The organism is Spiroplasma sp. SV19 (assembly GCF_030060925.1).
Taxonomy (GTDB): domain Bacteria; phylum Bacillota_I; class Bacilli_A; order Mycoplasmatales; family Mycoplasmataceae; genus Spiroplasma.
On the sequence record NZ_CP045455.1, the window covers coordinates 900,133 to 924,753 of the forward strand.

The following is a 24,621-nucleotide window of genomic DNA, read 5'->3' on the forward strand; positions in this document are numbered from 1 at the left end:
TCTTTCCCCCTTAATTTATTTCTTCTTGATCATTAACATAATCAATTTCACTCTCAATATCACCATTGCCATAAGAGTCTTCATCTAAATTATCTTGTAAATCAAATTCATCCTCAATTTTAGCAAAGCCATCTAAAATATCATCTTGTTGCGGTTCTCGATTTGTATTTAAAATAAAATTATCAATATCAAATTCATCTTCAAAGTCATCATTATCTGTTAACAAGTCTTCATCAACATAATCTGATTCATCATAACTTTTAATATTTTTAATGTTTCCTTCTTCATCAATCATATGAATATTAAAACCTAAACCTTGAATTTCACGAGTTAAAACATTAAATGATTCTGGGATACCCGGTTCAGGAATCTTTTTATCTTTTACAATTGATTCATAAGCACGTGTTCTTCCCTTAATATCATCTGATTTAATTGTTAAAATTTCTCGTAATGTATGTGCTGCTCCATAAGCTTCTAACGCTCATACTTCCATTTCTCCAAAACGTTGTCCCCCATTTTGAGCTTTTCCTCCCAATGGTTGCTGTGTAATTAAAGAGTATGGTCCAACATTCCGTGCATGTAATTTATCATCAACCATGTGTGATAATTTCAACATATACATTACTCCTACCGAAACAGGATTATCAAATTTTTCACCACTACGGCCATCAATTAAAACTTCTTTCCCAAAGTTTTTCATATTAGCTTTGTCCATAATTTCAATTAATTCTTCATTTGTCATTCCATCAAAAACAGGAGTAGAAACTTTTTGCCCTAATTTTTTCGCAGCCATCCCCAAGTGGATTTCTAGCACTTGACCAATATTCATCCGTGATGGTACTCCTAACGGATTTAACATAATATCAATTGGAGTTCCATCTTCCATATGTGGCATATCTTCTAATGGTAAAATTTTTGAAATAACCCCTTTGTTCCCATGGCGTCCCGCCATTTTATCTCCTTCTTGGATTTTTCGTTTTTGAACAATATAAATTTTAATTACTTCTAAAACATCAGCCGATAATTCATATTTTTCACGAGGAAAACGTTTAATTGCTTGAATAATTCCTTCACCACCATTTGGTACACGTAATGAATTATCTTTCACATTTTTTGATTTTTCACCAAAGATTGCTTGTAATAGTTTATCTTCTGGTGATAATTGTGTTTGTCCTTTTGGTGTTACTTTTCCAACTAAAATATCTCCTGGTTTAACTTCTGTTCCAATAATAACTAATCCATCATCATCTAAGAATTTACGAGCATTTTCAGAAATATTTGGAATTTCACGAGTAATCTCTTCTGGTCCTTGTTTTGTTTGGCAACGTTCAATTGTATATTCTTCAATATGAATCGAGGTAAAAACATCTTCTGATACTAAACGCTCAGAAACAATAATCGCATCCTCATAGTTATAACCATTTCAAGTCGTAAAGGCAACAACAACATTTTGGCCTAATGCTAACTCACCTTTATCAATTGATGGACCATCTGCTAAAACTTGTCCTTTTTCAACTTTTTGGCCTTGTTTTACTAATGGGACATGCGTTAATGAAGTTCCTTGATTACTACGCACAAAAGTATCTAAATTATAATTCTTTAGACCTTCTTTTGTTTTTAAAACAATTCTTGTTGCATCAACATAATCAACACTACCATCATATTGTGATACAATTGCTAATCCTGAATCACGAGCCGCTGCATATTCAACCCCTGTTCCAACATATGGTGAATTTGGTGAAATCAAAGGAATTGCTTGTCGTTGCATATTAGCTCCCATTAATGCACGGTTAGCATCGTCATTTTCTAAAAAGGGAATACAACTTGTTGCAATTGAAACAATTTGTTTTGGTGAAACATCAACATAGTCAACATCATTGCGGGTTGCAATAATATTTTCCCCTTGGAACCGCGCAACTACTTGCTCATCCAAAATTTCTCCTTTATCGCTTAAACGAATATTTGCTTGGGCAACAACATAATTTTTTTCTTGATCTGCTGTTAAATAATCATTTTCAGCAGTAACCTTACAATCAATCACACGACGGTATGGCGTTTCAATAAATCCAAAGGTATTAATCTTAGCATATGTTGCTAAATTATTAATTAACCCAATATTAGGTCCTTCTGGTGTTTCAATCGGACAAATGCGACCATAATGTGAGTAATGGACATCCCGCACTTCTAATCCCGCACGTTCTCTTGACAGTCCTCCTGGCCCTAACGCTGTTAATCGTCGTTTATTTGTTAACTCTGCTAATGGATTTGTTTGATCCATAAATTGTGATAACTGCGACAAATTGAAAAATTCTCCAATAATAGCAGATAGTGGTTTATTGTTAATAATATTTGACGGTTTCATTTTAAATAAGTTTGATGTCGACATTTTTTCTTTAACATTTTTTTCAATTCTTAATAAACCAATTCGAAATTGATTTTGTAATAATTCTCCAATTGTACGAACACGACGGTTTCCTAAATGATCAATATCATCAACTTCACCAATGTTATCCGTTAAATTTAATAAATATGAAAATGTTGCTAAAATATCTGGCACAGTAACATATTCATCAGTTGCATTTGGATCAATCCCGATAATGTTTGCTACACGTGTGCGAACCTCATTATCAACATAAACTTTAATTTTTTGGATTTTACTTGAACAAATAATTTCATCACTAAATTTAACTTCTTCCAAGCAAGCTCCTGCTTTTAAAATTCCTTTTAATTTATTAATGGCTTCTTTATCCATTAAAGTTCCTTCTTTAAAAGCAACTTTACCATTAACATCCTTAATATCTTCAGCTAAAACTTTATTATAAATTCGATTTTCAACTGATAATTTTTGAACTAATTTAAAACGTCCTGCCTTTGTTAAATCATATTTACGTTTGTCAAATAATAACCCATATAAATATTTTGTTGCACCATCTGGAGTTGCTGTTTCTCCTGAACGAATTTTTTTATAAATTTCTTGAACTGCTACACTTTGATCATATCCAATATCACCAGTATAAGGGTCTAATTCATAAGTACTTTTTACTAACTTATTATCGCCAAAAATATCGAGTGCATCCTCTTTAATGATTCCTAATGCTGTTAAAAAATTAGCAACTGATACTTTTCGTGACTTATCGATTTTTACATAAAAAACATTATCAAATCGTTCTTCTTTTCCAACTTTAATTTTCTTGTGATCTGATTCAAATTCCAGTCATGTTCCTCGTGATGGAATTAAATCAACATAATAAACATTTTCTCCATTTTTACGGTTCAAATCAATTTTATAATATGCTCCTGGTGAGCGAACTAATTGTGAAACAACAACTTTTTCTGAACCATTAACAATAAAAGTTCCTTTCCCAGTCATTAATGGAAAATCTCCAAAAAAGACTTCTCCTTCTTTTTCAATTGTAATATCCACTAATAATTTGTCTTCTAGTCTTTCTTTAATTGTTACAGTACATGTTGCTGTTTCATCCCCAGAGTGAATATCATAATAAATAACATCTGGTGATTTTTTTAAAATTGTAATTATGTGTCCAACACGTTCTTCAATTCATGATTTGATTAATTCTGGTTCCCCTTTAACAATTAATTTTTCCACTTCCAAATCTTTTGAATTAATTGTTAATTTTAAATTGGAATAAATTGGTGCTTCAAAAATTTTTGACTCATCTTTTGCTTGAAAAATAGTTCGTCGTGGCTCTCTAAATTCTCAATTTAACATCTCTAAAACAATATTTCCTTCATGCCCCACAATTGGAAATACCTCACCGAACACTTCGCTAATCCCGATTTTCTTAAATCAATCATATGTTTCAGTTTGAATTTCAATCAAGTTTGGTAAATCCAAATTCCCACTTACTTTTGTATAATCAATTCTTTTAGCGTAATGCCCAAATTCTTTTTCTTTTAATGCCATTAATTATTAACCTCACTTTTCACAATATACGCTTATAAATTTTATATTGCTTTAAGGAAAAAGTCAATGACTTTCGTCATTTCATTGACTTTTTTAAATTTTTTTTCCTTAATTTTGTGGTGAATTAAAAAAAGCACAATGTGCTTTTTTTAATTCACCACAAGTATCTTTACTTATGACGATCACAAACAAAAATTTCATCATCAACTGAACCAACCATTGCTTGTTTCATTTTTCCAAATAAAACTCCTGCTGCTCCACCATCACCACTTTGTTTTTCTTGTTCTGCAACACATTTAAAACATCTTGGATTAAAATTTGCCATTTGGTTTGCCTCCTTTAAGGTCTTTTTAATTTTACTAAAAAATAATTAAGTTTATCAACTTAATTATTTATCAATTAAAATTCATGCTCATCACCCATGTTTAACATTAATATCTCCCGCATTTGAACCATAGGCTGTATAAAAAATTGAATTCATTCGATCTTGGCCAAAAGTAAATGCTAAACAAAATGATCCGTTTTTATAATTAAAGACAATTCTATTTTGAGTTGCTTCATAATCATTGGCTCCTCCGATTCACAATGATTTGTCCTTAACTAAGTTATGCATATTAAATAACCCAAGATCAGGTAAATCTTTTGCCATTTGACTACGTTTAAAATTAGTTAATAATTTTTTAAAGATTGCATTTGCACTGCTAATATCATTCTTAAATTCTGCAAAAAGACTATCACCAACATGAAAAACACTAGTATTTTTAAAATTAGTATCATCATTACTCCCAAGAATTCGTTTTTTTAATTCAATATTATAGTATTTATGAAATGCTACAATAATTTCTCCAAAATTAATTAATTTATTATCTAATCCTTGGCGACTAATTAAAATATTACTTTCAAAAGTTTGATTATTAATTTTTAAGGTTCCTGATAATGGTAAACCATCTAATGAAATATAATTTAAATTAACACTTAACTTTGCTAACATCATATTCTCATGGTCCACATTAAAAATTGGTAAACTTTTCTTATATGCTGTCACAAAATTTACTGCTGTCAAACCAACCGGATTGACACCCTCACCCTCTCAAAGAGCAGGTTGGTAATTTCCAATATCCGCTTTTTCTGGAATTTGACCTGAATTTTCTGCCGTTATTGTTCCAGAAATCAAACGCATTAATCTTTTATTTCCCCCATTGTCAAGGACAATCGCATCACGAACTGCTTGATCAATTTCAGTATCTTCTCTAATCATCTTCTTTAAATTATTAACAAAAATCTCATCCAATGATTTAACATCCGTATTATAATTAACTTGAAAATTATTATAAAGTGAACGAAACTTGTCATCATTATCAATAACTACTTTTTGATAATTATTAAAGAACTTAACTAAAATTTTAGTCATCGTTTGAATTGAATTTTGTAATAACTTTTTAATTTTTTCTGGTTCATTTGTAATAATATAAGTAATTGTGAACGGCATTTGTTGATTTAGATTTTTAAAAGCTAAATTTAACACAAACTTATATTGTAATTGCACCGCTTTAACTCCTGTTACTGATGTGCCAGTTAATTCACCAATTTTATCTAAATCAATATAATTTAACACAAACTTACTTTGATCTTCAATAAAAGTTAATGGTACCGTATCTAAATAGTAATTTGAATATTCACGAATAATTTCGAAATTTAAATTATCAAAAATAGCACGAAAACCATTCTCAATATTTTCTACTCCTTTTTTAATGTTGGAAACTGTTCTATCAAGTTCAACAGTTCCTTCATCTTTACTAACTAATTCATAAAAAGGTGCTAATTCTGGAAAAACATTTGAGTCCTTCAAATTACCATTGTTATCATAATCAGTAATAACAGAACTAACTTTACTAGCAATTTTAGTTAAATTTATCATATCATTTTGTAAATTTGAATTGTCATAATCGTTAACAACATCTTTTTTATAACAACCTACCAGATTGACTGTTCCCGCCGTCGTCATAACTGAAGTGGCCAATATGGCTAATATTTTTTTCATATTTTGTTTCCTCCCAAAAACCATACCATTGATTTTGGTATCTATAATAATAATATTAAAAAAAAAAAAAAAAAAAAAAAGCAAGTATTTAACAAAAAATATCACTTTATTACTGTGCTTCCTTACTAAAAATCCGGACACATAACTAACTCAATTATTTATAGTATATTTAAAATGATAAAGAGATAAAAAATGGCAAAGTAAGGACAAAAATTTAAAAAATATGCTCAAAACTTAAAAAATCAAATTATACAAGTTTTCTATCTTAGTTATTATTCATACAAACTAATATCAATAAAATATTCAATTCCAATTGGAACATTAGCAACATGAATTAGTCATTCAAAACGAACAGATTACTTGCAAAATGAAAATGTGTCTAATAAGACAATAAAAACTATCTTACAATTATCGCTAAATCATTTGTGTAGCCTAAAGATGAAACAAAAGCAACTGCTTGCAGAAAACACTCAATTAAAAACAAATAAGAAAATTAATTTAGATTTAAAAAAACAAATACAGAAACTTGAAGCAAAAAATCAAATCTTAAAAAAGTATCAAACCTTCATCCGGTCACAACAAAAGAAAAAATAAAATTTATTAAAGACCATACAAAATACTTTTCAATTAATTTATTATGTGAGGCTATTGGAATTACACGGTCAAATTATTATCGTTATTTACAAGCAAAAAATTCATTAATAAAAGCCGATGAAGGAATTATTACCCTTATTCAAAATGAAAAACTTAATAACAAATTTCTTAGCTCCTATGGAATAAGAAGATGAAAAATTTACCTATTTAAGAAATTCAATCTCGCGGTTAATAAAAAACGTCTTCAACGAATCTTTAAAGAACATAGAATTATACCTTTCTACTGAAAAAATCGTTCCCGTCATATTAAAAAATTATTAAGCCAAACAAACAAAAAGAATTTACTAAAACGTAAATTTAAACAATTGAAACCAAATCAAGCATGAAGTACTGATGTAACTGTCATTAAACATAAGCATACTGAAAAATCTAATTTAATTTCATTCATTGATTTAACAACAAGAAAAGTAATTGCTTATACAATCTCAGATTCAATGACAACTTCAGTATTAATCAACACTTTATTAAAAGCGATAGCAACAGTTTCAAATAAAAAAGATCTGAAGAAATTAATAATTCATTCAGATCAAGACTCAATTTATACTACTACAGAGTACATTGAATTTTGTAGAAAATATAAATTTAAAATAAGTTACTCAGCAATAACTACTCCAGTTGATAATGCTGTGCAAGAAAGTTTCCATACTAGATTAAAGTTTGAAACCTTCTATAATAATTAGAATACGCAAAATAAAATAAAAGACATAATTATTATTAAAAGATATATTGAATTTTATAATACAACTAGGGTATCATTAAAAAAATAAAATAAATAAAATTTTGTCCTATTTAATGGGCACACACCCTTTACCGAAGGGACTTATCAAAAGGAATTCCTGATGCCTTTGGAATTTTGGAATATTTGGAAAAGGCAACCATTGTTACTAACGCTAGAACAAATGGTAAGATTTTTAACAATTGGTTTGATGGATCTGCAATATTTCAACCAGTAAATCGTCATAATGTTCCTGCTAATGCAATTAAGAAACTAAATAACACCGCTCCTAAGGTAATATATTGAATTCTTCATTGTCCAAAAATCATAATTGCTAAAGCAATATAACCTTGCCCTTGCACATCACCACGAAATTGACCAGAAACATAATGTGTAAACATTGCTCCTGCTAAACCAGCTAAACATCCTGAAATAACAACCGCTTTGTATCTTGTTTTAATCACATTAATTCCAGCAGCATCAATTGCATTTGGATTTTCACCACAACCAGCATAACGAATTCCGGTTTTAGTAAATCTGAAGAAAACAAAGGTAAAAATCGCTAAAATTATTGCAATAATTAAGAAAATATTAATAATTTGTGCTCGATCAATTCCAATTGTACTAAAACCCGTTTGAATCATATTTCCAGCAGCTAAAGCGGGAATACTAACAAAGAATAATCCTAATCCAGTTGCTAATAAATTTAATGCTGTTCCTGAAATTACTTGTTGTGCTTTTAAAGTAATTGAAGCAAAACCATGTAATAAGGCAAATGCTCCACCAACAATTGTCGCAATTAGTAAAGCAATAATTTGCATTCCATTTCCATATTGCGAAAGAGCTTTTCCTAACAATGCATAAACCAAGGCTCCAATAATCATCATTCCATCAATCGCAATATTAACCACCCCAGCGCGTTCTGAATATAATCCGGCCATTGCCGCAATTAATAATACAGCAAAAAGGACTGAACCATTAGCAAATAATTGTGAAACTGCTTCCATTAATTTTTTCCTCCTTCTTGCATTAACTTACGATATGCTGTTTTTTGACGAAGATACTCTGTTTTTAAAATTTTATTATCTTCACCAACAGTTTTAATAATTGTCTCCAACTTTTGATTTAATTCGTTTTTTCATTGCGGTAAATTTGTGCGATGTTTTTCTTGTACAACTTTATTTTCAGCAACAAATTTTTCCTTCATTGTTGCTAATTGGGTTGCTAAGTTTTGCTTTAACATTATCACTTCTTTTTGAACTGCAGAATCATTTTTTAATTTAACATCAATTACTCTTAATTCATGTCTGATTTCTCTTCGTATTTGATGATTTGTTATTTTAAACTGATGAATTTCTTGTCGTTGTTGCTGTTTTAGTTTTTTTATCTCTTGGTTTAATTGTTTAATAATAACCTTTTCTTTACTTTGTAATGTTTTAAAATCAGTTAAATATTTTTGCTGAATTTCATCAAAAACAGGATAATAACTTTCTCGTAATTTTTTAATGTCATCTTCTTGTTTTAAAACTAAATCACCATATTGCGTTTGCAATTGTGCCAATCTAGCATATAAATCTTTCTTAGGCAGACTGTAAAGTTGTGAAAGTTGTTGTTTTGTTTGCCCTTTACATTTTTTAATTGCTTGTCCATAATTTCGTTTTAAAAAACTAACCTCTTGTTTCTTTACTAAATAATCATTTTTTACTTGTACAAAATGATCCATTGCTGAACCAAGAGCAATAAAAACAGCTAAATTATATTTTGTTTTAATTCCTCGTTGACCAATTTTTGCAGCTTCTTTATATTTTGAATTTGTAAAGAAACGTATTTCTGTTTTTAAAGTTGTAATTTTTCCAGCATATAATGTTAACTGATCATTAATTTCATCTCGATAAGTTTTGATTAGTGCCTTATCCCCTTGTTGTTTTAATTCTTGTATTTTCACCCGATAGGTTTTATTGAGTGTCTTAATTTCTTTTTGATATGTTTTAATTTGTTGCTTATATTCATTATATTCTTGTTTCCAATCAGCATGATGATGAATATTTCACCAACGGCGAATTCAAAAGATTGGTTTAAAATAAATGAACAAGGCCGAAATGGCTGTCATATAAATAATAATACCAAAGATTAATTGTCCCATCTGTTTTGACATTTGAAAATCTGGTAATTGTGTAGTTTGCAAAGCTGCTGTTTTAATAATTCCTCATAATAAAGCAATTGGCAAAATCGCAAACCCATTAGTAAAGGCTACTAACGCAACAGCAATCGCATCAAATCCAACCACCGGTAAAGCATCTGTTGTAAACTGTAAGACCGTTGACTGGGTCATATAATATAACATCCCTAAAACTCCGGCGAGTCCACCTGATAAGGCCATTGAAACAATCATATAAGCACGAACATTTGTTCCAGCATATAATGATGCATTACGTGATTTTCCAACCGCTTTAATTCGAAATCCTAACACCGTATAATTCATAATGAAAATAACTGTTATTAACAATAACATTGCAATAATAAACGGAATAATTCATGTTTGACCATTTAATACTAAATTAAAATTAGGAGCAGTTGTTACAATATCAACTGTTGAGTTATGATTTGAATTTCACATTCCATAATCAGGATTCATAAACATTCACTTCATTACATATCAAACAATTCAATTTAACATAATTGTTGAAACAACTTCATGAATATTAAAATACGCTTTTAATGCGCCAGCAATTGCGGCTAAAGCAGCTCCCACTAGAATTGAAATAAATAAGGCCCCCACAACACCAGTGCCTTGACTTATAGCTGGATTTTTTAATCCTAACACAATCGTCATACTACCAGCTAATAGCATTTGTCCGGGAACTCCAATATTAAATAGTCCCGCTTTAAATCCAACCGCAACGGCCAATCCCGCAACAATATAAATTGCTCAATATGTTAATGTTTGGTCTTTTAATAACGGATGAAAAGCTAAACGAAAAACATAACTAAAAAACAACAATGGATTTGAAGCATTTGCCCCAATAATAATAAAGCTAAGAATAGCCCCGGCAATAATGGCACAGATAGATGCTTTAAAATAATTCATTTTTGTTTTAAATTCATTTGACCGAAAGAAAATTTTGGTTTTTTGTCTTAACAATCAGCCATAACTTTTAATTTGTTTTTGCATCAATTTGAGTTCCTTTCTGCTGATATGTCCCAGCCATCATTAATCCAATTTCTTCACGCTTAACTTTATTCCCAAAAACTTCGCCTGTTACTCGACCATTATGTAAAACAACAATTCGATCAGCTAAACTTATAATTTCTTCTAATTCATAAGAAACTAATAGCACAGCTTTCCCTTGGGCTTTTTCTTCTAAAATCTTATTATGAATATATTCGATTGCCCCAACATCTAACCCACGTGTTGGTTGAACAACAACTAAAATATTGTGTTGGCGTGATAATTCACGACCAATAATTAATTTTTGTTGGTTCCCACCCGATAATCCTCTACTCATAGCAAACCCAGAATTTGCACCACGCACATCATATTTTGTAACAATTTGTTGGGCATACAACTGAATCGCAGCCTTATTTAATAAACCATAATTTGAAAATGGTTTTTGATTAATATTTTGTAACACAACATTATCAATTGCATTAAAATCTAAAATTAAACCATACTTATGCCGATCTTCAGGAATATGAGACATCCCATTTTGATATCGTTCATAAATACTTTTTTTAGTAACATTAATATCATTAAAAATGATTTTTCCTGATGTTACTTTTTCTAATCCGGCTAGAGCATTAACTAACTCAGTTTGACCATTTCCTTCAACTCCAGCAATCGCCACAATTTCACCCGCCTGAACAGTTAAATTAAAATCATCCAACGCCATTAAACGGGTTAAACCTTTTTTCTTTACCGACAAATTTTCAATTTTTAATAATGTTTCAGTTTGTGGTGATTTTCCTGCATTTTTAATAGCAACCAAATTCCGCCCCACCATTGCTTCAGCAATTCATTTTTCATCTTTATCTTTAACATTAAATGTTTCAATAACTTTTCCCCGGCGAATAACAGTGGCACGATCAGCAATTTTCTTAACTTCATCTAACTTATGCGAAATAAAAATAATTGTTTTCCCATCTTTTTTTAAATCTAACATAATTTTTAATAATCCCTCAATTTCTTGTGGTGTTAACACTGCTGTTGGTTCATCAAAGACTAAGATATCAGCTCCACGATATAAAATTTTCAGAATTTCTACGCGCTGTTGCATTCCAACTGAAATGTTTGCAATTTTCGAACGAAAATCAACTTGTAAATTATATTTAATTGCAATTTGAGCAATATCACGTGTTTCTTTTTGACGATCAAGAAACACTTTCCCAGCTACTTTTTCATGTCCTAACGTAATATTATCTAAAACAGTAAAAATATCAATTAATTTAAAATGTTGGTGTACCATTCCAATTCCTAATTTATTTGCTTTAATTGGGTCACTAATATATTCTGGTTTCCCATTAACAAGAATTTCACCTTTGGTTGGTTCATATAATCCAAATAAAATACTCATTAATGTTGATTTTCCGGCACCATTTTCCCCAATTAAAGCATGAATCTCACCTTTTTTAACTTTTAGGGTAATATCATCATTTGCAATTAAATCACCAAACACCTTTGTAATTTGCTTCATTTCAATTGCATATTCATTATTATTTGTCATCATTATGTCCTTTCTTCATTATAAAGCTGCTTCAATTGCATCTAAAATATAGTCTTTTAATTTATCACTACTTTGGTAAGTATTTGTTAATGTATTTGAAAATGCTTTAGCAGCAACTGCTGGTTGTCCCCCAATTCCATGTGAATAAACATCTTGTAATACTTCAACAATTTTGTCAAAAACAGTATCTTTTGCATGTTGATCTGTTTCGTTATGAATGAAAGCAACAGTTTCTGCATTAATTGCCTTTGTTTTTTCAATTCCTGTCCAAGTTGGATGTTGAATTGATGATTGATCAGTATTGATTCAACAGTCGCTTGTTGCTTTACTATTATCTCAAGTTTGGTTATTTGTTTGATAACCACATGTTGATGAATAAATATTTTTTAATGCTTCTGAAGTTGAAGTCGCAATTTCTTTTAAAGCACTTGTTACAATAATTTCTTCACCATAAATTTTTGATTGTTCAGTATCAACCCCAATAACTTTTGCCATTGATTTATTATATCTAATCCGGTCAATCGTATCTTGTGTTTGTGGCCCGGCAACTGGAAAAATGATACTTGCTCCCCGTGAAATTAATTCGTCAGAAATATCTTTTCCTTGGCCAACCTCAAATGATTGTGAAAATCATGATTCATTACTTTTAACAACATTTTGAACTTTTTCAATTGGTTGTAAAGCAGTAACTTTTGGATTCATTTTTTGCACTTGTTTTAAAATATCATTTTTAATCTGAAATAGCTTTGGAAAAGCACTGTTACCAATAATTATATTAAAGATATCAGCTGCAACAATAAAACCTCACATATAGTTTGAAACAGCGCCCGGGTTATCCATTCCCCCATAAGTTGCAATTTTTAATCCACTTGGATATCGTTCTTGATTTGCATTTAATCATAAAGCTGTAGCAATTCCAGCAAAAAAACCAGAAGATTCAGCTTCGTAAGTTATTCCAATAATATTTTTTGCTAATGGTCTTGTTCCATCCATTCCTAAATGAATGTTTTGACTACTTCCATCAATATAAATAATATTTTGGGCCACTTCTGCTGCTCAACCAATTGTATTCCCATGGGCAAACCCTGGTAAAATTAAAGTTTTAGCTCCAGCAATATTTGCTGTCACATAAGCTGTTTTAAAATCAGACGGAGTTTGACTAGCTGGTTCAAAATAACTAGCCCGTCAACTACTTTTTTTCCACTCGGTGGCAGAAACTTTTTGATCTTTTTGTGAAACAACATATTTACTTGCTCCATCTCATGCTGATTCATTAAAAGATGCATCAGTAATTGTTCCTGCATCCGTAATGACTCAAATATCACTATCAAAAGTGTATTTTTTTGCACAAGCAACAAGAGAAATACCTGAACTAGCTATTAACATTGCTGCGGTTAAAAAACTGAGCAATTTTCTCATTGTGTGTTTCCTCCTATTATATTTTTATTTTTTTGGCAATTGCATATTCCCTTATATTATATTTACTATTTTTAACGCCCCAACAATGTAATATATCATTGCTAGTTTATTTTTAACATATTTTTAAAAGAAAGAAAAGCAAATAATTTTAGTTTTTTTAAATAAAAAAATTAAATCCACATTAACTGAATTTAATTTTTTCATTAATTTTTAAGAAATTATTTGCTCTTTAAAATATAGTTTTTACCAACGTGCTCAACAAGTACAGGGTTGAATTTGATGTAAAACAATCTGTTGCTAATACTTTTCAAAACACTGATGCTAAATAACTATACGCCTTTAAAAGATAACTTATGTCCTAATTATTAGGACACTTTTATTAACAATACCTATGCTATTATTAACTTATTTTCGAAAATACAATTTTTATATATTTATAAGAAAAAAACAAAAAATATTGCATTATTAAAAGAAATTATATATAATTAATTTGTGGTTAAAAAAAATGACTTTACCAGTCAAATAAACTACTCTTCTCAGTCTGGTTTCCAAAGCGACTGAGTTTTTTATTAGGTTAATTTAGTTAATATTCATATTAATACAAACATTAACAACATGATTTTGTAATTTAACTGGTAAAGTCATTAATGAAGGGAAGTTCATACATAGCACCCCCATTAATGTAGATATCCTGATTATCTACTAGAGTAATTATAACATAAAAAAATAAAATTGTCAATTTTTTAATTTTTTATGGTATAATAATATGTCTAAAAATTATAATAATTTAAATCCTTTTAATAAAAAATACCTTAGGTAAAACTAAGGTATTTTTTTATTTACTATTCTTTTTACAAAATGGACAATTTGTTTCAAAAGGAATATCTTGTTTTGTATATTTTGAAATATTATGTAAATTAAGATGGTTATAATCAACACGTTGGTTATTATTCATCATCACCTCATCTTGTCCTGATAAAGGATTTTTTGCACGATAATAACTCCCTAAACCATACGGAACATCACTCGTGCTGGCTGCTCCATATGTATTTGAATATCCTTTTTTATTATACAAATTATAACGGGTTGAAGCTAAGTTAAGATCATCAATTTGTGGATAAAACTGATCAATTAGTACTACCCCATGATAATTAACATATTTTTTTGTTTCAACATCTGCAATTTTTTTTGCAAAATCAGTTGATTTTACTTCCAATGTTTCTACTTTTGACGTTAAAGTAGTTAAATGTTCTTGAACTTCTCCCAATGTTTTTGTATGTGCTGATTGTAAATCAATTGAATTTTTAATTAATTCTTCTAGTTTTATAAAGCGGCAGTCAAAATTGTTATCACTTTCTGGTTGAGTTGGGGTTGATAACTGTTCTAAAGTTGATTCTGATGTTGCTGTTGTTCCTACTATTGGTACAACTTTTTGTTCTGTTGTATCATATTCAATTATTTCATCACCAAGATTTGAAAAATCACCATTCATAATTTTATTATCTAATTCATCTAAACTATATGATATTTCATCATCTAAAACTGGCTTAATTTCTGACGGTGCTGATTTTATTGGTTCACTTATAACAACGTCATTTAATAACTCACCTTCGTTATTATCATCTTTCTCAACTAGCTTATTACTAACGTGTTCTAAATTACTTACTGACTTTGTTTCTGTTGGTAAAGCTTGTACTTTGTTGTCATCAACTGTTGCGTTAAAACTTGGTTCTTTTTCAGTAGTTACTGAAATAGGTTCTGATTGTTCAGGAGAAATTACATCATTTAAGGTTTCTTCTGCTTGTTCTAACGTTTGTTCAATATGTTCAGCATGTTCAAATGTCACTATTTCAGCATCATCAACTTCATCTTCAACTGTAATTGGAGCTCCTTCATTATTAAAATCATCTAATCCTTCCAATTCTGCAAATGTATAACCATGACTGTCATCGGCATAATTAAAAACTTCTTTTGACTGATTATCTGATGATTGGATTTCTGATAATAGTTCGCCTCCTAATTCCGCAATATTATAATTTTCTGGAATAAAAGTAGTATCTTCTTGTGGACTATCTTGAGCAGTTTCCCCTGCGACACTTGTACCAAGAATAATTTTTTCATTATTATTACTTTCTGTAGTAATCAAAACATCATTATTGTCATTAAAAGTTAAACTATCGTCAACAGTATTTGTTAAACTATCAAAAGCATCATTATCTTCTTTAACCGTAATTACTTCATCAGAAATGTCATTTAAAGCATCATCAGTTGGAACAATAATATGTTCATTAAGAAAATCGGTTGTTGCTTGGGAATTATCACCAAAGATTTCTGCAATATGCATAAGTTTTAAATGCTGATCTGCCCCTAATTTTAACTTTGCTGCTAAACCATTTGCCTCTTTAACAATTAAATTATAAATCTTCGATTTCTTTTTAATTGATTTATTTGGAGCATTAATACTCTGAACTTCTTCTTCTACCAAGTTTCTAATATTAAGAGCTTGTTGATACATTTCACTTCATTTATTGTAAAGTCTTTTTTCTTTTTTTGTTAATACTCTTGCATCCGATGAAGAAGAATCCAACAATTCATCATTTAAAAAATCAAAGTCAATTTCTTTATCTATAACAGATTCTTCTTTTTGTACCTCATCATTTAAATTAGCACTTTCTTCTAAAATTTCTGTTTTATCAACGAAAAGTTCAACATCAGCATTAACTGCATAATCAGAGTTAAGATTAGTTTCTTTAAAAGAAACATTAGCATCTTCATCTTTTACCGTACTTGACTCAGTTTCAACATTTGTCTCTGCTGAAATTAATGGTTCTTCCACGATTACCGTTTCTGTAGTTACATCTTTAACAACATTTGTTGATAATGGTGGGTTGATTAAATCATTAGGTTTGTTTAATTCTGAATTAGAGACACTTGACATTGTATGTGTCATATCACTAATTAAATTTGCTAATTCATTTTCATCAACATCATTTTTGCCAGAATTAAATAAATTATTTAATTCATTTGATGTAAAAATTGCATTTGATTTTTCCGTGAATGATTTTTTATTATCATCCACGTTTACGTAACCACTGTCTTTGAAATTTTTTTCGGTATCTTCGATCCCTACGGTAGTCACGCCAACTCCCATAGTTGCGCTTCCATGATACTTTCCCTCTTTATTTACCTCTCTTTCCAGTTTTTTATCCTGATGGTAAATAACAATCATATTTCGTTCTTCAACAAAATTTTGTAAAGCTTCGACATCAAATAATGATGATTCAATAAATAATAAACCGATAAAAATGAAGGCAGCAAAGATTAAGATAGCTACTTTTCCATATATTAATGAAGCAATAATTAATGTAACAAAAATCATTTTAATATATGGTTTTGCAATTCGTTGCCCTTTCTTAATGCGATTAATTTGGAATGACACTAATGTAATTGCTGCTAAAGCAACAAAGATTGATAATGCAATAATAGTGTATGCCCAAGTGTCACCAGTTAAACGGTTTAATATTTCTTCTTGTTTAAAAATTGAGGTTTGAAAAATATCATTTATTGAATTTAAAATTGTTGGAAGCGCAACTTGTTGAATCACCAAAAGATTTAATACTGCTGCAAAAATTTGAACTATTGCTCCAATTATGATTAGGACTCATCCTAAAGTTACTAAAAATGTAAACATATTAACTTATTCTCCTCTAATTTACTTTCCACCGCGCATAGCTCAATAATCAAACCCAATTGTGTCATCATCTTCTTCCTCTTCAACTGGAACAAAATTTTGCATTGAATGTTGGGTTTCTTCTTCTATTTTTGGTGTTACTTTTGCAACAGAACTACCATCTTCATCATTTCTAATAATGTAGCACTTGTTAAAAATACTAATTTCATGTCCTATTAACTGGTCTGTTAAATTGTTGCCATAAATTTGTTTAACATAGGTTTCAATTAAAACCGGATTTAATGCAACAATAAACTTAAATTGTATAATTCCTTTAAAAATCGCATGCACTAAACTAAAGACCGTTTTAAACTTAGCATATCCAACTAAATCAATGTTATTGAAAACAATTACAATATTATCTTTAATCTCATATGCCCGTAAGATTTCTTCAAATTCTTTTTTAATATATTCTAATGGATCATCAAATTCTAATTCATTAATAATTACCACCGAATTTGAATCATTAGTTTGCTCGGATAATTCGTTGTTTTTTAAAGTTCTTGCAAACAATTTAACACGATCTCATAAGACTTTTTTATCCTCTAAACTAACTTTTGGCAACCCTTTAATAACTCTTTTAAGCAAGAATAAGAATGGTGAAGCATATAACTCAATACGTAACAAATCAATATTAACAAGTGGCATTGAAAAAAATGAACTAACAATTTCAGACATTGATTCCTGATGTTGATTATCAATTATTGTTAAGAAAAACTGCATCTCATTATTTTTTTCTTTAAATGTTTTTATTAAATCACGAATAATTTCATAACTTGATAATACCATGCCATCAATCTTACTTAAATCTTCTTCATTTTTATTTTTTCTAATTTCATGACCACTATTTTTAAATAACCCTAATGTCATATCTTCGCCTTTATTAACAACCTGCGTTGAATTCATTTTTCGATCATTGCTTTTTGAATCATTTGGCTTTGTTTCTTCTGTATTTAATTTTAAGTTTTTCATTCGTTCGAATGGATTGATGTACATGTTGTTTAGCCCTCCTGCATCATTTCTCCATATCTAAATTATATCATATTTACTAAAAAACTTATAAAAAAAATTGCATTTTAAACTGCAATTTGGTATGATATTATCCTTTTTATAAAATTACTCTTTGTTCTCTTCTTTTAAATCAGCTAGTTCTTTTTCTAACCGCTTAATTTTTTCTTCTTTTGATTCCTTATTTTTATTCTTATCCTTTTTGCGATAATCATCAAATAACTTTCTTGTTCCATCTTTAATATTATCTTTATTCATAAATAAAAAATGCCCCATAAAATAACCCGTGACTCAAATTCCTAACAATAATACACTAATTAAAAATGCAACTGTATATGTTTTTTGATCAAGTACATACAACACTGTAAAGACAATAGTTAAAATAATTAAAATAATTAAAATAACAAGATTAATAATCTTATATCATGATCATTTTTTTGGTTTTAATTCTTTTGTCATTGTTTACCTCTTATCTAATAAATTCTTTTGTTAAAGAATTATAAATTTTTGAAGGGCGATTATCTAAATATCCATCATCAACAATAATATCAACATCAAATTTTTTTAGTTCATTAAATTCTTTCGCATAATTTTGCCCACTAATATTAACACTTGTTCCATAAATTGGACCCACTTTTTTAATAATTTTTTGTAATCATTTTGATTTTGTAATTCGAAGTCCAATTGTATTATCTTTAGTGATATTATAACGACTATTAATATCATTCTTTATGTTACCTATTATAGTAATAGTTTCGTTTTTCTTAAAAAGTTTTAAGTCCTCACGTGTCAAAGCAATAAATTTTTTTGCCATACGAACAGAATTAACAATTACTGACAAATACATTCTTTCTGAACGCCCTTTAACTTTAAAAATTCGGGCTTTTGCTGTTTGTGAACTAATAATACATGTCATCCCATAAATTGTATCAGTAGGAATAATAATTACATTTTCAGCCAAATAACCCGCAATAATTTCTTTATATTCTTTTACTGTATACACTTTCATTGTTTATCCAACCTCCTTTTTATAAGTTTTTAGAATCTAGTTTAATTTGGTTTTCACGATTATTATTACTTTTAATTTTTGAAATATGTGAAATAGCAATAATTGATAACACACTAATAAAAGAAGACAATAAAATTCCACTCGCAATTAATTCACTTCCTTGCAATCAAAAATAATTTAGTTTTGTTGTCCCAAAAATTGGTTTCATAACTGTATCTTTAAAATGTTGATCTTGATTATTTCAATAATCTACTGCTTGTGTCATTTGATACTGCGAAATTAAAAACATTACTAAGGACATCCCCGTTACAATTAAAAAACTAACATAAAAACTAATAAATCCTTTTTTCGTTAAATTTGGTTTTTTAATCATTACAAAACTAAAGGCAAACAACATTGAAATAATTAAAGCTGAAAAAATAATTGGTGCAATATTAATAAAAAATGTTGACCCCGGCATTTTGCTCGTCATATGAAAGTAATCAAGATTTGGCTGATCTAAAATACTAGTTGTTCCTGGAATAATAACATTAATTGTTAATTCTGGATATAAGTAGGAGTACAAAATGAATCGATTCGCTTCTGTAAAACCACTACCTATAATAATTGTATAGATTAACTGCGGAATAAAAGCAATACTTGAAAAGAAAATAACCCATAATGAAATATTAAATTCATTTGGAATTAAGAATAAACTAATAATTTTTTTAGCAACACTCTGGTTAAAAGTATCTTTTAAAACAACTAATTCTTCTTTTTTCCCTAAGTTAACATTAGTATTTAATAATCATTCTAACTTAAAACCAACTTTTAACATAATAAAAATAATAAAAATCATTTGTAAACCGGTAATTCATCAAATTACATTAATTCCAATTCATGTGAACGGATACGGATTTTTAGTGCCAGAACCTGTTGCTAAATTAATTAGGGCATTAATAATTGCATCTCGATTTGGAATTCCTGGTTTAATCATATTTTTAATATTTTCAATGTAATCTGGACCATTATATCCTCCTTTTAAGGAGCGGCATCACTCGGTAAATAAATCATAATAATACTCTGCAAATGAAAATAATAAGCAGGTAATAAAAATAAAAGAAGTAATAGTAATTGTTCCAATTAATAACATTCGATTATTAAAATTAATTGTTCGTTTTTGATAATAAATATAAAAAACAGTACTAATAATTGCACATACTAAAGTTGCTAAAGCAAAATATGGCAATCCAAAAATTAAAAACCGGTTTGGCAAATCAGATGTTGTAAATGTTTCTAAGACATCTTTTGGTGTTGTTTCAATAAAGACAAAGAAATTTTTTAAAATACTATCCCGATGCGAAATAACAATAAAAGCAAAATATGGCATCATAATAAATAAAACTAATAAAAATGCAATACTAATAATGCGAATTCTTTTAATATTTTTAATCTTATTGTCCATACTTTCACCTCACACCTGAGCTCCTATCATTTTACTACAAAATATTAACAAATAACATTCGTCATTTTTTATTTATATCTTTTCTAAAATAATATCTTTGGTTTGGGAAATATTCTTTAACTAATTTTTCTAGTGCTTTTTTTTGATCATAGCCATGTTCAAAACATAAAAAACCATTTTTATTGACAATTTTCTGTCAATTTTGAAAAATTTGACGGTAGAAATATAATCCATCATCATCACCAAATAAAGCAACATGTGGCTCATAGTTTCTAACACGATGACTAATTTGTTGGCTTTTTGGAATATAAGGTGGATTACAAACTAGAATATCAGCTTTAATTTTGTTTGTAATAAAGGGTTCTAACATATCACCTTTTAACAATTTAACATTCCGACAATTTAACTGCTTAATATTTCTTTTTGCAACATTTAAAGCCAAAGGTGAAATATCACTGGCATAAATTGTTAAATTGGGATTTTCTAATCCTAAGCTAATTGCAATAGCCCCACTACCAGTTCCAACATCAATTAAAGTCAATGGTTTCTTGTTTTCAACAAAAATATCATCAATTAAAACATTAATATTATCGACTAATTCTTCTGTCTCATATCGTGGAATAAGAACATTGTCATCTACATAAAAATCATAACCATAAAAACTCTGTAAATTAGTAATATGCTGAATTGGTTTTCCATTTCGATATTCAACCAACTTTTGTCAGTAATCATCAACCTTAAAATTAATCTTGTCATTTTGAACAGCATACAATTTCGCTAATGATATTTGCATAAAAAAAGCTATTAAAGTTTTAACATCAGCAAGATAATTAATAATATTAGACTCTTTAAGATAATTTTCTGATTTTTCAATTAATTCATTAACCGTCATTAGTTTCCTTCCATTTTTAATCTTTGCTCTTCATTAATTAAAGCTGTAAGAATTTCATCTAGATTACCTTCCATAATTTGATCTAATTTTTGCAAAGTTAAATTAATCCGATGATCAGTAACTCGATTTTGTGGATAATTATATGTCCTAATCTTTTCACTACGATCACCAGTCCCTACTGCATCTTTTCGTAATGTTCCTCGTTCTTCGTTAATTTTACGCTGTTGTTCTTCATATAATTTACTACGTAAATGTTGCATTGCTAATGCTTTATTATCATGTTGACTACGACCATCTTGTGATGTAACAACAACACCAGTTGGTAAATGGGTAATTCGTACTGCTGAGTCAGTTGTATTAACATGTTGTCCTCCCGCACCAGAAGCACGATATGTATCAATTTTTAAATCAATGGCTTTAATTTCAAAATCAACCTCCTCAATTTCTGGTAAAACGGCAACTGTTGCTGTTGAAGTATGAACCCGCCCTTTGCTTTCTGTTTTTGGGATTCGTTGAACGCGATGTGCTCCTGATTCAAACTTCATTTTTGAATAAACACGATCACCTTTAACCATAAATGAAATTGTTGAAAACCCGCCAGCTTCTGACTCATTTTCTTCAATTAATTCAATTTTTCACTTTTGTTGTTCAGCATATTTTAAATACATTCGATATAAATCACCAGCAAAAATATTTCCTTCATCACCACCAGCAGCACCCCGAATTTCAAAAATAACATTTTTTTCATCATTAGGATCTTTTGGCAATAACATTACTTTTAACTCAGCGGTAATTTGTTCTTTTCTGATTTCTGAAGTTTTTATTTCCTCTTTAGCTAAATCAATTAATTCTTCATCTTTTTCATTTTCTAAACTTGCTTTTGCTTCATTAATATTATTTAAAACATTTTTATAATTTAAATACAATGCAACAGTATCTTCTAATTGTGATTGTTCTTTTGCCAAACTAGTTAATTTTTTGACATCATTAACTATTTCTGGCTTTGTTAATTCTTCATTAATTAAATTTGATCGCTTTAACATTGCTTCTAATCGGTCAACTGTTTTTTGATTCATTTTACCACCTCTATTTATTCAAACACTTAACAATTATAATATATTTTAAATCATAATGATTAATTTAATCTATATATATAAAAATAAATCATAATAGTTAATGATTTATTTACTGATTTGCAATGATTTCTTGAAATTTTGGTAATTTTCTTAATTGGTCAAGTAAAGTTAAACGATACTCGCAACTCACAAATGTTTTTTTAACGGGATGTTTTGTAATAATTTTCTGACTAATTTTAAAAACATTACCATTCACAACAACATTATCATTTTCTTTAATCATTAAGTCTTCCATAATTGTAATTTTAGAATTAACTGGTAAATTTTCAACAAAGTGTGCTTTAATCTTGGTCACCATTTTGAGTTTATCACTTGTAATAAAATATGCTTCTGCATTTAATCCTGCTTTTGTTAACATTTTTGTTCCTTTCCAAGTTAATATGTTACTTCATGGCAATGACGACAACGAGCTTCATATTTATCTTTCTCACCAATTAAAACAATTGGATCATAATAATTAGCGGGTTTACCATTAATCAAGCGTTGAGTACGGTTTGCTAAATTTCCACATTTAACACAAATTGCATGTAATTTTTTTACTTCTTCTGCTCGAGTCATTAACTGTTCAACATTTAGAAATGCTTCACCACGAAAATCTTTATCTAAGCCATTAACAATAACAATAATTCCTTTATCTGCTAACGAATCAGCAACCTTAACAATATTGTTATCAAAAAACTGAATTTCATCAATTCCAATGACATTTGTTGTTGGTTCAATTTGATTTAATAATTCTGTTGAATCTTTCACTGGTCTTGCTTCAACTGAATTTTGACTATGACTAACAACTTTGTTTTCACTATAACGGTTATCAATTTCTGGTTTAAAAACCTGAATGCGAAATTTGGCATAGCTTAACCGTACTAAACGACGAATAAACTCTTCTGTTTTACCAGCAAACATACAACCAGTAATTACCTCAATTCATCCCATTTGGGCCTTGCTATTTAAAAAATACATTATTAACCTCCCATATATTTAACATTATTTTTAATTAAAAGACTTAAATCAGTCAAAACTTTTTCAGTGTCTTCTCACTGATAAATCTTCGCCCCACTAGCTAACTGATGACCGCCACCATGATATTTTTCAGCAACACCATTCACAATATAAGTATTACTGCGAATACTAATATTAATATAACCCTCTGCCTTATTTTCAATTAATAACATTCAAATTTTAAATTCTTTAATATTACTCATAATATTAACTCATGGTTTAACAGTTTCATAATCCATTTGATGTTCTTTTAACATTTCATCTGTTATTTTAACATAACTAATTTGTTCATTATAAACGATTACTTGTGATAATAAATAATTTTTAAAACAAACATTTGCTCATGACTCTTCATATAAATTTTGATAAATACTTTGTAAATCAAATCCCTTTGCAACTAATTGTCCTGCTAATATGAAAGTTTCACCACAAGTTTTATTATACATAAAACGATTAGAATCAGTTACAATTCCAGTAAAGATTAATCTTGCCGTTGTTGATGAAACTTCTAATTTTGATGTTAAAACTAAATCAGCAATCATTTCACTAGCGGCAATTTTGCTTTCATCAATTCATTGCAAATCACCATATGGTGTTACATTTGGATGATGGTCAATTTTAATAATTTCTTTTGCTTCTTGTCAATATTTACTATCGATTCGTTCCATATTTGCTGTATCTGTCACAATTACTAAAGCTCCTTGATAATCTTCTTGTTTAACAAGATCTGGTGTTGCTAAAAAAGATAAATATTTATTTGGTTCACCATCGACCAAAACTTTTTTAGGAGGAAAATTATCCTTAATAAATTGTGCTAACCCAAATGCTGAACCATAAGCATCACCATCTGGTGAAATATGGCGTAAACAAATAATAGTGTCATAATCCTTAATTTTTTGTAAAATCACTTCTTTTAAACCTTGCATTC

At 29.0% G+C, this 24,621-nt stretch carries 19 protein-coding genes; 2 read left to right on the forward strand and 17 right to left on the reverse strand.

The window, feature by feature from the left end:
* Positions 1 to 10 precede the first annotated feature (10 nt).
* The 3 genes from rpoB to E7Y35_RS04410 form a co-directional block, all read right to left on the reverse strand.
* Entirely contained in the window at positions 11 to 3,925 is a 3,915-nt protein-coding gene (rpoB, locus tag E7Y35_RS04400) for a DNA-directed RNA polymerase subunit beta (protein WP_283271780.1), read from the reverse strand.
* Positions 3,926 to 4,094: 169 nt separating this feature from the next.
* Positions 4,095 to 4,250, reverse strand: a complete 156-nt coding sequence (locus E7Y35_RS04405; protein ID WP_283271781.1) for a hypothetical protein — start codon at positions 4,248 to 4,250, stop codon at positions 4,095 to 4,097.
* A 63-nt stretch (positions 4,251 to 4,313) separates the two neighbouring features.
* Positions 4,314 to 5,966: a hypothetical protein gene (locus tag E7Y35_RS04410; RefSeq protein ID WP_283271782.1), complete on the reverse strand. Its 1,653-nt coding sequence runs from the start codon at positions 5,964 to 5,966 to the stop codon at positions 4,314 to 4,316.
* Positions 5,967 to 6,404: 438 nt separating this feature from the next.
* Between E7Y35_RS04410 and E7Y35_RS04415 the strand changes: the two genes are divergently transcribed.
* Together E7Y35_RS04415 and E7Y35_RS04420 are read left to right on the forward strand one after the other, a co-directional pair.
* Entirely contained in the window at positions 6,405 to 6,560 is a 156-nt protein-coding gene (locus E7Y35_RS04415; protein ID WP_283271783.1) for a hypothetical protein, read from the forward strand.
* A 365-nt stretch (positions 6,561 to 6,925) separates the two neighbouring features.
* On the forward strand, positions 6,926 to 7,300 hold the full coding sequence (locus tag E7Y35_RS04420; RefSeq protein ID WP_283271784.1) for a DDE-type integrase/transposase/recombinase: 375 nt from the start codon (positions 6,926 to 6,928) through the stop codon (positions 7,298 to 7,300).
* A gap of 127 nt (positions 7,301 to 7,427) precedes the next feature.
* Here E7Y35_RS04420 and E7Y35_RS04425 read toward each other — a convergent pair whose 3' ends face one another.
* The 14 genes from E7Y35_RS04425 to E7Y35_RS04490 form a co-directional block, all read right to left on the reverse strand.
* Positions 7,428 to 8,342 carry an ABC transporter permease gene (locus E7Y35_RS04425; protein ID WP_283271785.1) on the reverse strand — a complete coding sequence of 305 codons (915 nt, stop codon included), beginning with the start codon at positions 8,340 to 8,342 and terminating at the stop codon, positions 7,428 to 7,430.
* On the reverse strand, positions 8,342 to 10,507 hold the full coding sequence (locus E7Y35_RS04430) for an ABC transporter permease subunit (protein WP_283271786.1): 2,166 nt from the start codon (positions 10,505 to 10,507) through the stop codon (positions 8,342 to 8,344). The genes E7Y35_RS04425 and E7Y35_RS04430 overlap by 1 nt, the downstream gene beginning before the upstream one ends.
* Positions 10,491 to 12,056 (reverse strand): ABC transporter ATP-binding protein, encoded by a 1,566-nt coding sequence (locus E7Y35_RS04435; RefSeq protein WP_349306609.1) that lies wholly within the window; start codon positions 12,054 to 12,056, stop codon positions 10,491 to 10,493. Before E7Y35_RS04435 ends, E7Y35_RS04430 begins: the two co-directional genes overlap by 17 nt.
* A gap of 18 nt (positions 12,057 to 12,074) precedes the next feature.
* Entirely contained in the window at positions 12,075 to 13,475 is a 1,401-nt protein-coding gene (locus tag E7Y35_RS04440; protein WP_283271788.1) for a BMP family ABC transporter substrate-binding protein, read from the reverse strand.
* Between the two features lie 835 nt (positions 13,476 to 14,310).
* The gene (locus E7Y35_RS04445; protein WP_283271789.1) at positions 14,311 to 17,166 is read right to left on the reverse strand and encodes a hypothetical protein; all 2,856 of its coding nucleotides are present in this window, start codon (positions 17,164 to 17,166) and stop codon (positions 14,311 to 14,313) included.
* 21 nt (positions 17,167 to 17,187) lie between these two features.
* Positions 17,188 to 18,201 (reverse strand): hypothetical protein, encoded by a 1,014-nt coding sequence (locus tag E7Y35_RS04450; RefSeq protein ID WP_283271790.1) that lies wholly within the window; start codon positions 18,199 to 18,201, stop codon positions 17,188 to 17,190.
* Between the two features lie 120 nt (positions 18,202 to 18,321).
* Positions 18,322 to 18,672 carry a hypothetical protein gene (locus E7Y35_RS04455; protein ID WP_283271791.1) on the reverse strand — a complete coding sequence of 117 codons (351 nt, stop codon included), beginning with the start codon at positions 18,670 to 18,672 and terminating at the stop codon, positions 18,322 to 18,324.
* Positions 18,673 to 18,682: 10 nt separating this feature from the next.
* Positions 18,683 to 19,222 carry an L-threonylcarbamoyladenylate synthase gene (locus tag E7Y35_RS04460; protein WP_283271792.1) on the reverse strand — a complete coding sequence of 180 codons (540 nt, stop codon included), beginning with the start codon at positions 19,220 to 19,222 and terminating at the stop codon, positions 18,683 to 18,685.
* 19 nt (positions 19,223 to 19,241) lie between these two features.
* Positions 19,242 to 20,666, reverse strand: coding sequence for a polypeptide chain release factor methylase (locus E7Y35_RS04465; RefSeq protein WP_283271793.1), 1,425 nt, complete (start codon positions 20,664 to 20,666; stop codon positions 19,242 to 19,244).
* A gap of 34 nt (positions 20,667 to 20,700) precedes the next feature.
* The gene (gene prmC / locus E7Y35_RS04470) at positions 20,701 to 21,558 is read right to left on the reverse strand and encodes a peptide chain release factor N(5)-glutamine methyltransferase (RefSeq protein WP_283271794.1); all 858 of its coding nucleotides are present in this window, start codon (positions 21,556 to 21,558) and stop codon (positions 20,701 to 20,703) included.
* Entirely contained in the window at positions 21,558 to 22,634 is a 1,077-nt protein-coding gene (gene prfA / locus E7Y35_RS04475; RefSeq protein WP_283271795.1) for a peptide chain release factor 1, read from the reverse strand. The genes prmC and prfA overlap by 1 nt, the downstream gene beginning before the upstream one ends.
* Before the next feature lie 109 nt (positions 22,635 to 22,743).
* Positions 22,744 to 23,052, reverse strand: coding sequence for a hypothetical protein (locus tag E7Y35_RS04480; RefSeq protein ID WP_283271796.1), 309 nt, complete (start codon positions 23,050 to 23,052; stop codon positions 22,744 to 22,746).
* A gap of 17 nt (positions 23,053 to 23,069) precedes the next feature.
* Entirely contained in the window at positions 23,070 to 23,654 is a 585-nt protein-coding gene (locus tag E7Y35_RS04485) for a thymidine kinase (protein WP_283271797.1), read from the reverse strand.
* A 2-nt stretch (positions 23,655 to 23,656) separates the two neighbouring features.
* Entirely contained in the window at positions 23,657 to 24,619 is a 963-nt protein-coding gene (locus tag E7Y35_RS04490) for a DHH family phosphoesterase (protein ID WP_283271798.1), read from the reverse strand.
* Positions 24,620 to 24,621: the final 2 nt, after the last annotated feature.